This is a genomic window from Bacteriovorax sp. BAL6_X (assembly GCF_000443995.1).
Taxonomy (GTDB): Bacteria; Bdellovibrionota; Bacteriovoracia; order Bacteriovoracales; family Bacteriovoracaceae; genus Halobacteriovorax_A.
The window spans coordinates 667,407-682,648 of sequence record NZ_AUMC01000010.1; the positions used below are offsets into that span (position 1 = coordinate 667,407).

The following is a 15,242-nucleotide window of genomic DNA, read 5'->3' on the forward strand; positions in this document are numbered from 1 at the left end:
GCCAAATATAAGACAAAATATATATTAAATACTGGTACTTTATCGTTCTAGTCAGTTATGGGTACTGTTCATTATGATAGCTTAGGGGCCAAGTTTAAGTTAAAATATTTAGGGTTAACACAAAATTGAGGTTTATATGAAAGTAACTGATTTTATGACTAAAAATGTAACAACTTGTCGCGATACTCAAACTGTTTCAGATGCTGCAAAAGCAATGCTTGATCTAGGTGTGAGTGTTATGCCAATTCTAGATAGTGGTGATAAGCTTGTTGGAATTGTAACTCAATCTGACTTTATCGGTAGAGAAGTTGAGATTCCACATGCACTTGCTTCTATTAAGAGACTATTTGGAATGGATTATAATCTTGGTGATGTAGAAGAAATTTACAAGAAAGCAAAGAATAAGCCATTAACTGAAATTATGACTAAGAATGTAACTACTGTTACTTCTGATTATTCTCTAACTGCTGTAGTTGAACTTATGATGAAAAAACAACTAAAGAGAATTCCTGTTTGTGATGGGGATAAGTTAGTTGGTATCATTACAAGAAAAGATATTTTAAAAGCATTTGAAGGGATGAAATAAATAGGCCTCATTAGAGGCCTTTTTTCTTTTTATTGCATTTCTGCAGTCATTTCACATTTTACTGATTCTACATTGTACCAGTTAGCTTTTTTAGTTTCTTGATCGTAACCATCGTATAGCCAAGACTCTATTGTAATTTCATAGTGATCAAACATATTTTGGTCATATCTTTGTTTTCCTGTAAAAGTTGATATGAACTTGTAGTCTACGATACCTTGGTCAATTACTACTTTTACTTTCTTTGTTGAAACAAGAGTAAGATCTTTCATAACGTTACAATTGTTAATGATAGCATCAATAATTTTGTCATTGTGACGTGCTTCAAAAGTTGAGTTGATGATTGAAGCTGATGCTGAAAGTGTCATAAGTGCTACTAGAATAAATTTCATTTTTTCTCCGTTGTTAGTAAGTGTATTATTAATTAAAGATTACAATTTCCTCTCACATCAGATAGTAATTGAATCGATAGCTTCTCTTCGTAACGGCGCCAGTTACTATAATCAGCATCTTCAATTTCAATTTTGATGTCATTTAGATTATTTCCAATATTATCGAAGTGTGTAAGTTCAATTTTGTAGTAAAAGTCAGTGATCCCTTGATCAACTTCATCCTTAGTTATTGCAATATTCTTAATGTCGAATCTCTCTTGAGTTAAGCCCAGTGAGCACTTTGTTAACTCTTTAGAAAGATAACTTCTAATTTCTTTTTGAATATTAAATTGTCCCGTTAAGATTACTCTTCCGCGCTCAACACCATTCCCAGCATAGGTCGTAAGGCAAATTAGTAGCAGAGAAATTAGCTTTTTCATTTATTATTATCTCCAAATTTTATTAATGAATTAGTTCTATAATTCCGATAATTCATTGAAAAGTATTCTATTGGGCGACAATCGCCTGTCAGGAGATATATGGATCACTTTGGTCAAGATTTGGTTAAGATTAGAAAAGCAAATGGTTATAAGAGTGCGAAATCATTCTATGAAGTATTGGCAAAGAAAGGCCTGGAGTGCAATTATCAATATTTCGTTAAGATTGAAAAGGGAGCTGCTTTTCCTTCTTCTGCTATTGTTAACCAAATTGCTAAGTGTCTTAAGACCAAGGATGCCAATATTCTAATCTTGAGTTTTTGTCGAAACCAATTCTCTTCTTTTGATTACCTATTTAAAGAAGACAATCAGAGTGATGAGGAAGTCATTGAAGTCGCTTCCAAGGCCAAACAAGGGCAACGTTACTTATCTGTCATGCAAATCAATTCACTTGCTCAAACGAAATCACATTACTTTCTCTTTCTTATTTTGACCCTGTCAAGAAGTGCCTTGAAGATTAGTGAGCTTAAAACTTATGCCATTAAAAAAAGTGTCGTCAACGATCTTATCAAGGCCGAGGTTGCCTTTGAGGAAGATGGCCTAATCTATGCAAGATCAACTGAGTTTCGCTTTCCAAACGAGGTGAGTGAAACGATTAAGAAAGCCTATGGTAAGTTTGATGATTGGGATATGGAATTTGGCAGAAACTTTAAGTTTCAAAATCTCGTGAATAAGATGATGATTCGCAGGATCTCGCCTAGGTATCTTTCTCTTATTAAGAACCAGATCGATTCAATTTCAGATATTGTGCGCTTATCAGACGAGTCTGATAATCGTTATAATAACGAAGTTCTACATCTTCATATTTCTCTTAATCGAGGACAATTACCTGGTTAGAAAAACTTTAAAGAAGTCATCATTGGCCTTTAAGAATAAGGGGTAGCGCTTGTCATCTTTTATCTTTGTTTTGATATTAGTGATTAGACAATCATTATTGCTGCAAGTTTTACGGGCCCTTAAGATTAACTTCTCTAAGTAGCTTTTTACCGGAGTATGAGAACAGCTAGATCCATTAAGATATTCTTGTCCTAAGAAAATATAGTCACGAATAAAGGCGTACTTCTTTGGAGACACTTTTTTTAAATGAGTAGGATTTAAACGGTAAGCAGAAATACTTTCAGCTGCATCTTCACTTGGATTTGTTTGTCCATAGAGAGAGACCATTTCATCGCGATTATAGCGCCAACCCATAGGGTGGTCGATCCATCCAGACATATCCCACCAAAAAGATGAGTAGTTTAAGTTATAGAAGTAGGCGAGGTTATGTCCAAGTTCATGAAAGAGACTATAGGCCTTTCCATCTTCATCTAGTTCACGATCCCAAGGAGCGTAAAGCTCAATTGAAGCATTCGCAAAGATCATTCCACGATGGCCGTAACCAATATCATTCTTTATATGACGAACTAGTCTTTTACTTACCCAAAGCTTTGGAAGATGAGCTGGAAGAAGATTAACGCCTTTAATAATGGCATCCATTTGTTCAAGATCAAGTAAAGCCGCATCCTTATTTGCATATGGAGAAGTATTAAGCCCATATTTAAAAAGTAAGTAGATTGATTTTTCAATGAGTTCATCACTTTCAAATAACTCTTTAAGTTTACATGATTTACTCTGGCACTTATTGGCCGCTGCTATTTTACTTTTAAATTCTGCTTTCTTTTTTAGGCCACGATAGACGTAAGACTTAACAAGTAGTGAATAGGCTTCATCAATTTTTGTATTAAGATATGGCCTTGCAAATTGTGTAATTTGCCAATTACTTGGTACCTTGGTGCTACATTTCGCACTATTTACAGTCTCAAAGCTAGCGGCATATTCACTAAGTGCGTATGCTTGAATTGATAATGAAATAAATAATAAACACTTAATGAAGGATTTTTGCATAATTCTTTATGACAAAAATCCCTATTGATCTCAATTGAAATAGGCGAAATCGCAATAATTATACGGTCTAACGTCTTGTAAAGATGAAGCCTAGCGCGATAAACGGCAGAATCATACAATAGTATGAGTTTGTGACAACTTCCCAAGGTGAGATCTTAAATGTTACTCCTAGAAGTAATGCCTGGGCACCATAAGGAAGTAGGCCTTGAACCACACAGCTAAAAATATCAATGAGAGAAGCACTTCTCTTAGGTGAAATTTTTCCCTGTAAAGCAAGTTTTTTTGCAATAGGGCCAACGATAATAATAGAAACCGTATTATTTGCAACACATATATTTGTGAGTGCTGATAAGAGTCCAATACCAATTTGATCGGCTGCATTCTTATTTAAGTGTGCTAGCTTTGAAATAAGTCTTTGAATCTTATGAGAGATATAGTCTAGTCCACCTTCTGATCTTATGAACTCACTTAACCCGCCAATTAGAAGAGAGAGTAGAAAGATCTCTTGCATATTGCTAAAGCCTCGGTAAGTCAGTCCTATAATTGATGAGAAATCAAATCCATTAAATAGAGCAACTGTTCCAGCGAGGATGATTCCTCCAGATAAGACAACAAAGACATTCACTCCTAAGATCGCAAGTAAGAGAATGAAAAAGTATGGAAGCCCTAAATATAAGTTGGTTGGTTTTTCTACTGCAACATTTGGTGCTGATATAAGAAAGAAGTAAATAACTATAGCGATAAGGGCCGCAAATGATGCTATTTTAAAGTTTTCCTGAAACTTGTCACGCATATTACAACCCTGCGTTCTTGTAGCAGCAATAGTTGTATCAGAGATAATTGATAGGTTATCACCAAACATTGCTCCAGACATTACTGCACCTGCTAGGACACCTAAGTTAATATCAGTTTTGGTTGCCATTGTTAGTGCGATTGGCCCGATCGCTCCAATAGTTCCCATTGATGTTCCCATCGCCGTTGAGACAAGGGCCGAGATAACAAAGACCCCTGGAAGAATGAGAGAGTTTGGTATGATTGATAGTCCAAGGTTAACAATGGCATCAACTCCACCAGTCTCTGTAGCAATCGTTGAGAATGCACCAGCAAGTAGATAGATGAGACACATTGTTATAATATCAGGGTGTCCAATTCCTTTTACAAATTTAGAAACATTATTATTTATAGTATCTTTTGTAACAAAGAAGGCAAGAAAGATTGCAGGTAAGATCGCAATAGGAGCTGGTACCTGATAGAAGGCATGTTTCACACCTTTTATTTGAAAATATATCCCAGCGCCTAAGTAGATAATGACAAATAATAATAGCGGTAAAAGTGAAATCTTTTGCTTTATATGAGACATGAAATCACCTTACCATATCACCCCAAATTGCGTCTAGAGAAATGACTTGATGATATCTTTTCGAGTGACGATACCAACTAGCTTATTATCTTTGATCACAGGCACACGTTTGATATGTTTTTCAATCATAAATTGGATATAACCTTCAAGATCAGTCTCTTCTGTGAGTGACTTCACATTTCTTGACATGACCTCTCCAACTCTTACTTCTTTAATTCGCTCATATGTTTTTTCAAGTTGAGTAAAATTTAAATTGTGTCCAAATGCTTGTTTTAGTTTTGCCATTGCGTGAGGGATTTCAACTTCTTTACCAACAAAGTCTGACTCTGTAATAATTCCCACGACATCACCATCTCTATTTAGAACTGGTAAAGCACTAACTCGATTATCACACATAAGCTTTGCAGCATCTCTAATTGTCTTTTCTTCTGTAATCGTAATAGGTTTCTTAGTCATTATCTTTGTGATTTCCATATTTTCCTCGTTGTTGTAACAGAAGGTATAACGGAGGAATACATGGTTTGTGTGAGTAATTAATTTGTTAACTTAAATCAAAGAAATTTAACTTTAAAATTACTGATCGATCTGCCGATAAGAATACATTGGTTTTTATACGTTATTTTGTGTTGGTCCCGGTACGGGTCCAATTAAAGGGGAGTTTGTTATCAATAAGGAATCGAAATCGACGGAAGTCGTCGAATCAACAATTAACAAGAATGTTTTCTTTACCTCAGCTTTCTTCATTCTCTTAATCACTGCTGTTGGCTCTTTTTGGCCAGGACACTTAAGTCAATTTTTTAAGGGGATACAAGCATGGTTAATTGCTAAGGCCAGTTGGGTCTATGTTTTAGCAATGGGAATCATTTTATTCACATCACTTTGGCTAATGGTAAGCCGTCTAGGTGATATTAAACTCGGCCCAGACCACTCAGAACCTAGTTATACAAACTTGTCTTGGTTTGCAATGCTCTTTTCGGCAGGGATGGGGATTGGTCTACTGTTCTTTGGGGTTGCTGAGCCAATCATGCACTTTAATTCTCCACCAGTGGGGGATCCTCAGAGTATTGAAAGTGCTCGGGAGGCAATGAAGATTACTTTCTTTCATTGGGGACTACATGCTTGGGGAGCGTATGCCCTTTTGGCCGTTTGCCTCGCTTACTTTTGTTATCGCAAAGGTTTGCCACTGCTTCCTAGATCGGCATTCTATCCTATTTTAGGAGATAAAGTTCATGGCCCACTCGGTGATATTGTCGATACATTTGCGGTTATAGGAACAATGTTTGGTGTTGCAACATCTCTTGGTTTTGGTGTTGCTCAAGTTAATGCCGGGCTCCACTACTTAATAGGTATTCCACAATCAGAGACAATTCAAGTTGGACTAATTGCTATTATTACGGCAATGGCAACTGTTTCTGTTGTTCTAGGTCTTGATGGTGGAATTAAGAAATTATCAAATATTAACCTTGCTGTTGCTGTTTTACTTCTCGTTGCAGTCATGGTCTTAGGTGATACGGTCCATCTTTTTCAGCAGTATGTACAAAACACTGGGTCTTATCTTTCTGACATAATCTACAAAACTTTCAATCTTTATGCTTATGAGAAGAAAGAAGAGTGGATTGGTGGTTGGACACTTCTATACTGGGGTTGGTGGATTTCATGGTCACCATTTGTTGGAATGTTTATTGCTCGTATTTCAAGAGGACGTACCATTCGTGAGTTTATGATTGGAGTCCTATTTGTTCCCGCAGGTTTTACATTCCTTTGGATGACTGTTTTTGGAAACTCTGCGATCTCAATTGCACTTAAAGATACAACGGGAGAATTTGTTGCAGCTGTTACTGGTAACGTTCCGGTTGCTCTATTTCGATTTTTTGAATTCTTTCCGTTCTCGAGTGTGCTTTCAATTTTAGGTGTTATCCTAGTTGTTACTTTCTTTGTTAGTTCATCTGATTCAGGATCACTTGTAATTGATACTCTTGCCTCTGGTGGGAAGCAGGAGCCACCTGTTTGGCAAAGAGTTTTCTGGGCAGTAACAGAAGGTGTTGTCGCAGCTGTACTTCTACACTCAGGGGGTCTTGAGGCCCTGCAAACAATGACGATTGCTTCAGCATTTCCGATGATCTTCTTGTTGTTAATCGCAGTTTATTGTTTAATAAAGTCCTTACGTAGCGATTATCTCTTACGTAATCAGGTTCTAAATCATACAAGCTCTGTTCAATATGAGAAGGCGAGTATGACTTGGAAGGAGCACTTAAGCGCTCTCTTAAGTCACCCTAAGCACAAAGTTGCAGAAGAGTTCTTAGCTGATGTTGTTGAGCCTGGCCTTAAAGAATTACAGCAAGAGTTTATCAAAAATGGACTAGAAGCTGTTATTCGCTATGGTAAAGATGATGCAATCTCTCTTGTTATTGAAAAGGAAGGAGTTGAGGACTTTAAGTACGAAGTATACCTAAGGTCTTTCGAAGTTCCTGATTTCTTACCTGGTAATCAAGAGAAGTATTATCGTGCAGAAGTTTTCCTACTTAGTGGAGGGCAAGAGTACGATATCTATGGTTATTCGAAAGAACAAATTGTTGCTGATGCTGTAACTCAATACGAAAAGCACTATCAGTATCTGCATTTAACGAACTCGGAGCTTGTTTAGCACTGACAAGAATACTTGGCATATAATTTTAGTTATTTACTAATATTGGCGCCTTTTCCTACTCAATTATTGATTTATTTAAAGATATATTAAAATTAACCGATAAGAAGAGTAGGGGAAGGTGTTTATTTGAGTTCAGAATTTCGCTCACTTTTAAGAAATATATTTGGTGCTGGAGCATTAGCTGCAGTTGTTTCTTATTTTAGCTTCCTCGCTCCTGAGTCCTCAACTTCTCCTGAAGATAAAATGCTTTCAGACTCTCTTGACTCTCAAGAGAGATTCGAAGGGCAAGAAGTAGATGAATATGGACGATCAAAGCGTCGACCTTCTTCTTTTGAGGAGGAGATCAGTCGACAATTTCCTACGAGAAAAAGAAAGAATGAAGCATCACGTGTGAATGTCGGTGGCAAGGTTGTGAGAGATCCTGCCTATGAAGCTCAGCAATTAGAAGGCTCAAGCTATGAAGAAAATTTAGGTGGTGGCAGTGGCCGTGGAAGTATTTCTGCAGGAGGCTCATATGCTGGCCCTTCAAATAGCGGTGGAGATACAGGCCATTCTGGTGGCGATAGCTCTGGGACAAATAACTTTTCTTCTGATAGTGGTGGAACAAGTTCTACTAACTCAGTTGCTTCAATATCAAATGATGATCTTGGTGTTAAGAGTGGCTCATCAATTTCAACAACTGATGATTCGGATGACACTGATACATCTTCGTCATCATCAAATGGAAGTGGAAGCTCAAGTGATCCTGTGATTACTCCTGTGACATGTTCTGTGGATCGTGCTGAGGGAATGTATTCAGCAACAATCAATGTAACAATCACTTGTAGTGAGAATTCAAAAATATCATATTGTTTACAAGCTGGTGGGGGATTTTGTGACCCTGTCTCAACACCTACAATATACTCTGGTCCAATTGCAGTCGGTACTGTGGATGGAGAGTTTGGCCTGTCATATTTTGCTGAATCATTGAGTACAACGAGCTCAACAGAGGTGGCCGAATTGACCTATCATATTGACTCAACTCCGCCAGACTTAATGGTAACATTTCCAAAAGTCTACGCACAAACAACATTTAATTCTGTATCGAATTACACTCAGTCCGCTGATTTTGGTAAATCAAACTATTATTATCATCAGATTAACTTTAAAGGGACAAATCCAGGTGCAGGAGGTCTTAATTGGACATGTGATCAAATTTATCATGATTATAATGTTTCTGGTTTTACATCAATTGCATCGGATGTTGATGTCTCTGGCCTTGATCCGGCCACTCAACAGATTGATCAATTAATAGGAATTACTGACTTCGTAACAGGAGATAACTATATTGCAACAGTTATCGAGGATCGAAATCTCGGGATCATTTCATGTCAGGTACAAAATGTTGTGGTAAGAGATTTTGCCATTGCGGCCTTTACGGGGACGGGAAAGACTTCCGTTATTTCTGGAGTTCGTACTACTTATGGAGGCTTTGTTGGCTATGGTCATTTCCAAGCAACTCCAAATACTTCTAATTCAGGTCAGCTAAGTAATGAGCAAGGGATTACTTCAAATAAACAAGGGCTCTATACTATAACTCATCAATAGGGCCGAAAGTTACACTAATTCTTGGCAGCTTTCTTTAGGTTGTGCAAATTATTCCTCTCTAAGTTATTAAATTTCTTTTAGTTAATAAATTGACTTAAAATGTCGATACACCACTGTATTAACAGAGGAAGTTAGTTGTACGTTAGTCGAAAATTAATATTTATTTTAGCAATTTGTTTAGGTCTATTCTTAAATCTAAGCGCTTTTGCGTCGACAACAAAGCTTGGCTACTCTGGCCGTCTTGTCCTGACAAATGGCACACCAGTTACTGGAACTCCCGATCTTAAATTTGATCTTTTTTATTCTGGCACAACTGGAATAAATAGGGGAACTCAGACAATTAGTGCTGTTCCACTTTCAAATGGAATTTACACAGTTGAGTTAGACTTTGCTGGTATTGCAAGTGTGATCGATGCTATTCCAACAAATGAAACTTTAGTGATTCAAGTAACAGACATAACGGATGCGATGAATCCAGTTGTCTATGATTCTCAAAATATTCTAGCAACTCCAATTGCAGTTTATGCCAATCATGCAGCTCTTGCTGAAACGATTGCAAACGATGCTGTCACTCCTGATAGCGTTGACTTCACTGGTTCTTGTTCAACAGGACAGGTTGTTTCTGTAAATGCTTCAAATGAATTTGAATGTGTGGATCAAACAGCAGCAGTTGCTGTTGATTCAACTCTTGTGAATAATGCGGGAGTCATTGGACTTCCAGCCGTTGTGACTAGTGATACTTATTATTCTGTAACAGTTGATGATTATGGACGAGTGACAGGTGGTTCAACAACTCCTCCTTCAACGACAGCAAGTGATATTCAAGACAACTTAATTGTGGATGCTGATATCAATACGAACGCAGCGATTTCTTGGTCAAAGATTAACAAGACAGGGGCAACTCCAAGTGATGTTGGCCTAACTGTAAATAGTGCTGGCCCTCTTGGAACGACTTCTGCTGTTGCCACAGAGAATGTCGTTAAAACGTACGTCGATACTTTTGCAACTTCTGCGGCAGATGCGAAAGTTATTGATGATATGAGTGGAGTGCAAACGACAATTGCTCCTTCTGTAAATGCTGTAAAGAATTATGTGACAGCACAAACTGGTGGTATCACTTCTTCGCAGTGGACAGATTCTGGTTTGGATATTTATTTTAATACTGGTTTTGTTGGTGTAGGAACGAATACTCCTTTGGGGCCTTTACATGTTGTTGGTAGTGCTAACGATTTAAATATTATGCGCTTTGGTGCAACTGATGCTGATATCTCGAGTCTTACTAATCTTTCTAACATGTCGGGTCTTCTTATTGCAAATGAAGGCGTCAATAATGCTTATCATTCATTTAGAATTGTAAGCGATGTGGATGCAACTCAAATTGAAAGTTTAGCAGTAACAAATGCTGGACGAGTAGGTATTGGCGTTTTAGCACCAACGCAAAAATTAGATGTTGATGGCAATATAAAAGCAACAGGAGTTTGCATTGGGGGCGACTGTCGCACAGCTTGGCCGACAGGAAATGCTGGAACCGTTACTTCTGTCACTGGTGGGACAGGGCTTACTGGAGGAACGATTACTTCCTCTGGAACTCTTGCTGTTGATGTGGGAATAACAAATGGCAAGATTGCTCAAGTTGGGGCGGGAGATAAGCTAGCTGATTCAATTATTAATTATAACCCTGCTCTTGATGTAGCGTTAACAGGGTATGCAATAGGAGCTGCTTCTAGTGTTGTGGCAACAGATACGGTTCTAGAGGCCTTTGGTAAAATTCAGGGGCAGTTAGATGCTCACGCATCTTCGATTGCTGGTAATTCAACTTTGGTTATTAATTCAACGGCAGGAAATGAAACTGGGCAAGCCGCTTCAGTAAATGCCATGAAAAATTATGTTACAACTGAAATAGCTGGTGTTAATCAGTCTCAGTGGACAAATTCTGCAAGTGATATCTACTTTGATAGCGGACGAGTTGGTATTGGGACGAACTCGCCAATAACAGCACTTGAAGTTGATGGACAAATCACTGGTGGTTTTGGTGCAAGAACGACTTCTGGAGTTCTCGATTGGGATGATGCAAGTAACGCAAGGCCAGGTAGTGGTTACACACTTCTAATGGGGGATGCGCCAAATGGGCCAGGCCCTTCATACTACTTCCATCCATTCTCATATGAATACAATTCTAAAAATGGTAATGGGAATATGACTCAATATGCGATTCCTTACAATGGTACAGATATGTACCTGCGCTATCGCTATAGTGGCGTTTGGTCTGGATGGAGCAAGGTTCTAACAACAAATTCTAGTGGACGAGTCGGTATTGGAACTACAAACCCATCTGAAATGCTTGAAGTTGTCGGAAGAGTTAAAGGGACAGAGCTTTGTATCGGTGGTGACTGTCGAACTTCTTGGCCTACTGGAAGTGGTGGTACTGTTACTTCTGTTACCGGTGGAACAGGTCTTACAGGTGGAACCATTACTTCAACTGGAACTCTTGCGGTTGATGTGGGGACAACAAATGGCAAGATTGCTCAAGTTGGAGCAGGGGATAAGCTTGCGGATTCAATTATTAATTATAACCCTGCAGTTGATGTTGCTTTAACTGGCTTCTCAACTGGTGCCGCTTCAAGTGTTGCGGCAACTGATACAATCTTAGAAGCATTAGGAAAAGTTCAAGGGCAATTAAATGCTCATTCAACTTCCATTGCTGCAAACTCAAACCTTGTCATTAACTCAATGGCCGGAACAGAAACGGGGCAAGCTCCATCGGTAAGTTCGATAAAGACTTATGTTGATGATCGCGCAACTCAGTGGGCGACTAGTGGAAGTGATATTTCATTCACTGGTGGTAATGTTGGAATTGGTACAGCATCTCCTACAAGAAAACTTCATGTTGTTGCTGATGATGCAGTCGACGGAAATGATTTTATCGCTTTATTTCAAGAGCCTGGGATTACACCTGAAGCTTCGGCGACTGTTGGTATTGCCGCTGATCGAATGGTAATGGTTCAAGGTAGTGGCGGAGCGTTTTATGGTGGTCGAGATGTCGCAAATGATATTGAGTTTGCAATGGGGACAAGTATTGCAGGTGAAGCCTTTTCTGGTTCCATGACGAACCATAAGTATGGATTAAGAACAAATAATATTACGAGAATGACAATTGATGAAACCGGAAATGTCGGAATTGGAATAACGGCACCAACTGCAAAATTATCAGTTGATGGTGATGCAGAGTTTTCTGGATTCTATACTAATGAACAGGTCACTTACGCTAATTACGATTATACTAATCTTTCATATCTTCTACTTGCTAAAACATCTAGTGAAGACAAAGTCTATGGACGCATCTACGGACATCGTGGAAGTGCCACGGCCATCCCTCGTCCTTACTTTGTTGATGTTGTGATTGATACATCTTCTGTCTATGCCGATGTAGGTGAAATCACAAATGCTTATCGAGTTGATTCAAAGATTGCTCTGGCCGAAATTACTTATAAGGGTGAAACATGGTGGGCGCTACGCTACGATGCGGACAGTACGTTTCATGCTAATAATATTGGATTCCAAGGTTTTCGATCTCAAGCAGATGCTGATGGCTTTAAGTTCATTAATGAAGACGATGCTGATTTAACAGCTGTTTTAAATGTTAAAGAGTACTCTCGTATTCGTGGAAGCCTTTATTATACAAAAGCTGGTAACCTCGGTCTTGGAACAACAACACCTACTGAAAAATTAGAAGTTAGTGGAAACGTAAAGGCTACGGCTTTCATTGGTGATGGTTCAAGCTTAACTGGTGTTAACTCGTCATCATCTTCTAATATCGCAGATAATACAATCTCTGCTGATACTGATGTTAATGGAACTGGTGCTATAAATTTTGAAACTGGTGGCACAACTAAGATGACGGTTGATAACACTGGAAATGTAGGTATTGGAACAAGTGCTCCAGGTGCTCTTTTAAATATTGCTTCAACAGCTCCAACATTTAGATTAACGGATACTGATCAAGGTGGAACAAATGAGCATCTTATTGTTGCAATGGATGGTGGAAATGCAACCTTTGACGTTTCTGATGCTGGTGCAGGAAGTTCGATGACTTTACAAGGTGATGGAGATGTTATCCTTGCGGAGAGTGTTGGTAGAGTTGGTGTTGGAACAACAACACCTACTACGGCTTTAGATGTCGTGGGAACTATTAAGGGAACAAGTGTTCAATCAATTGATCCAATGTATCTTGTAGCAGCTAGTGAGTGGAGTAATACAACTTACGACTTTTCTGATGGTGCAACAGCAACAGGAATTAATATTACTTTTGATTTTGATAGTACTGGTTCTGACCCATTTCAATTTGGCTTAGATAGTGACAATTATTATCGTGTCTCACACGAGAGTGATAATGAGCAGACTGTAAGAAAGACTATTGCTGGTGCCTCAACTGTTCTTGGAAATGTTGGGCATACTTATGTTTCAGGTCAAAAAGGTTTAAAAGGTCATGTTAATATCACGAATAATATCATCACGTGGAAGATAACAAAGCCCAACGGTGCTTATACACAATCAAGTGGTGCTGTGGATACAGGAAGCTTACCGCTTTCAAATTTTAAAATTAGAGCTAATGCAAATCTAAGAAATGTGAAAATCTATTCGGGACAAAAAGTCGATCTCGCTGGTGGGAAGGCATTAGTTGTTGACCATACTAGTGGAAAGATTGGAATGGGTACAACAGCACCTTCTGCACGTCTTTCAATTCAACAAAATGGAGTCGCCGATAATTATGAAGGTATTCGACTAATCGCTGATAAGAATAGTGACGGGACAAATGATGAGTATCTTGATGTTTATATCGATTCTGCAGGGAAGAAAATTATTCAAACTCAGTCTTCCGGGGCGGCAGTTCACGACCTTCTTTTAAACCCTGCTATTGGTAATGTAGGGATTGGAGTCGCAATACCACGTACAACTCTAGATGTTGGGACTGATGGTAACGTTGCAATTTTTGGTGATAATAGTTTAGATGATAAGTACATTTCTATTAGAGATAATAACCAAGGACTGTACATGGGCCTTGATGTAAGTCTTAACGGTGGAAATGGTGCAGGACTTATTCAATCAGGTCTAAGTAAGGGACTGGGATTCAAGGCCAATTCTGCAACTTTTGGTGATGCTAATCCAGACTTATATATTAATGAAGCAGCTAATATTGGAGTTGGAACAATAGCTCCTACCTCAAAGCTTGAAGTAAGACGAACTTCTGATAACGGAAGCCCAATGGTGCTCTTTCAAGACGCTACGGCCGCTAATAATACATCTGATGTTAAAATGATTGCATATCGTCCAGGTCTTGTTCTTGAAGATGCATCTCTTAATGCAGATGATTTTAGACTTGGCCTTGATGAAGGTAAGCTTTATTTTACTTTTGATACTAATGACGACGACGCTAAGGACTTGAACTCTAACTTTGATGATGCGTATGCAATGACGCTAACTTCCTCTAAGCAGCTTGGTATTAATACAACTAATCCTGCAGCAACTTTTCATGCCCATGGTGGTGCAAGTACTGCTGAATATCCTACTGATACAACACAAGGAAATATCGTTTCTAAATTTTCAAATAGTAATAACGCCGTTGAGATTGGGACAAGCGGAGTCCTTAACGCCCGAAAAGCATGGATTTTAGCAAGACATACAACAACTAGTACTTATGGACATTATTTTTCAACTCTTCATCTTCAACCTGATGTGGGAGATGATTCATATTATCGTGGGGTCGCAATTGGTCTTTCTGCTGGGGTACAACTTTCTGAAAATGGTGAGCGATTAGTGGTTAACGGAACGGCAGCAAAACCAGGTGGTGGTTCTTGGGCGACATATTCTGATGCGCGCTTAAAAGATATTACTGGCAAATTTGATTATGGCCTAGATGCTATTATGGCCATCGATACAATTAAGTATCGTTATAAAGACAATAACGCTCTTGGTATTCTCAATGAAAGAGAACACTCTGGTTTTATCGCTCAAGATATTCAAAAAGTTATTCCAGAAGCGGTTAGAAAGACGACTGATGATTATTTAACTGTTGATAATGACCCAATATTCTTGGCCTTAATTAATGCGACAAAAGAGCAGCAATCTCAGCTTGATGAAAATAGGCGTATGCTAAATCTCATGCAAGAAGGGATTTCTCGTCGTGTGGCCTCTTTGGAAGAGCAAGTTGAGACTCTAAAAGAAGAGAATGAGGTTCTTAAGGCCTACTTATGTCAGAAAGATCCTGATATGCCACTTTGCCCGAAAATTTAGTCAATATTAATACTAAGTTGTC

10 protein-coding genes are annotated in these 15,242 nt (G+C 38.5%); 5 read left to right on the forward strand and 5 right to left on the reverse strand.

From position 1 onward, the window contains the following. The first annotated feature begins 136 nt into the window (after positions 1–136). Positions 137–586, forward strand: a complete 450-nt coding sequence (locus tag M902_RS13890) for a CBS domain-containing protein (RefSeq protein WP_021268605.1) — start codon at positions 137–139, stop codon at positions 584–586. Positions 587–615: 29 nt separating this feature from the next. Here M902_RS13890 and M902_RS13895 read toward each other — a convergent pair whose 3' ends face one another. Beyond that, a complete protein-coding gene (locus tag M902_RS13895; protein ID WP_021268002.1) occupies positions 616–975 on the reverse strand; it encodes a hypothetical protein in 360 nt (119 codons plus the stop codon). Between the two features lie 32 nt (positions 976–1,007). Further along, on the reverse strand, positions 1,008–1,394 hold the full coding sequence (locus M902_RS13900) for a hypothetical protein (RefSeq protein WP_021268147.1): 387 nt from the start codon (positions 1,392–1,394) through the stop codon (positions 1,008–1,010). 99 nt (positions 1,395–1,493) lie between these two features. Here M902_RS13900 and M902_RS13905 point away from each other — a divergent pair, with 99 nt between their 5' ends. Continuing rightward, positions 1,494–2,288 (forward strand): hypothetical protein, encoded by a 795-nt coding sequence (locus M902_RS13905; RefSeq protein ID WP_021268409.1) that lies wholly within the window; start codon positions 1,494–1,496, stop codon positions 2,286–2,288. Here the strand turns inward: M902_RS13905 and M902_RS13910 are convergent. The 3 genes from M902_RS13910 to M902_RS13920 all read right to left on the reverse strand — a co-directional run bounded on the left by M902_RS13910 (position 2,277) and on the right by M902_RS13920 (position 5,169). Then, positions 2,277–3,335, reverse strand: a complete 1,059-nt coding sequence (locus tag M902_RS13910) for a hypothetical protein (RefSeq protein WP_021268350.1) — start codon at positions 3,333–3,335, stop codon at positions 2,277–2,279. The genes M902_RS13905 and M902_RS13910 overlap by 12 nt on opposite strands. A gap of 67 nt (positions 3,336–3,402) precedes the next feature. After that, positions 3,403–4,695 (reverse strand): Na+/H+ antiporter NhaC family protein, encoded by a 1,293-nt coding sequence (locus tag M902_RS13915; protein WP_021268324.1) that lies wholly within the window; start codon positions 4,693–4,695, stop codon positions 3,403–3,405. A 33-nt stretch (positions 4,696–4,728) separates the two neighbouring features. Further along, on the reverse strand, positions 4,729–5,169 hold the full coding sequence (locus M902_RS13920) for a CBS domain-containing protein (protein WP_021268542.1): 441 nt from the start codon (positions 5,167–5,169) through the stop codon (positions 4,729–4,731). A gap of 190 nt (positions 5,170–5,359) precedes the next feature. Between M902_RS13920 and M902_RS13925 the strand changes: the two genes are divergently transcribed. The 3 genes from M902_RS13925 (at position 5,360) to M902_RS13935 (ending at position 15,220) form a co-directional block, all read left to right on the forward strand. Continuing rightward, positions 5,360–7,339 (forward strand): BCCT family transporter, encoded by a 1,980-nt coding sequence (locus tag M902_RS13925; RefSeq protein WP_040314869.1) that lies wholly within the window; start codon positions 5,360–5,362, stop codon positions 7,337–7,339. A 129-nt stretch (positions 7,340–7,468) separates the two neighbouring features. Next, complete coding sequence (locus M902_RS16200) at positions 7,469–8,929, forward strand: hypothetical protein (RefSeq protein WP_021268528.1); 1,461 nt, start codon at positions 7,469–7,471, stop codon at positions 8,927–8,929. Positions 8,930–9,064: 135 nt separating this feature from the next. After that, positions 9,065–15,220 (forward strand): pyocin knob domain-containing S74 family peptidase, encoded by a 6,156-nt coding sequence (locus tag M902_RS13935; protein WP_021267928.1) that lies wholly within the window; start codon positions 9,065–9,067, stop codon positions 15,218–15,220. Positions 15,221–15,242 lie beyond the last annotated feature (22 nt).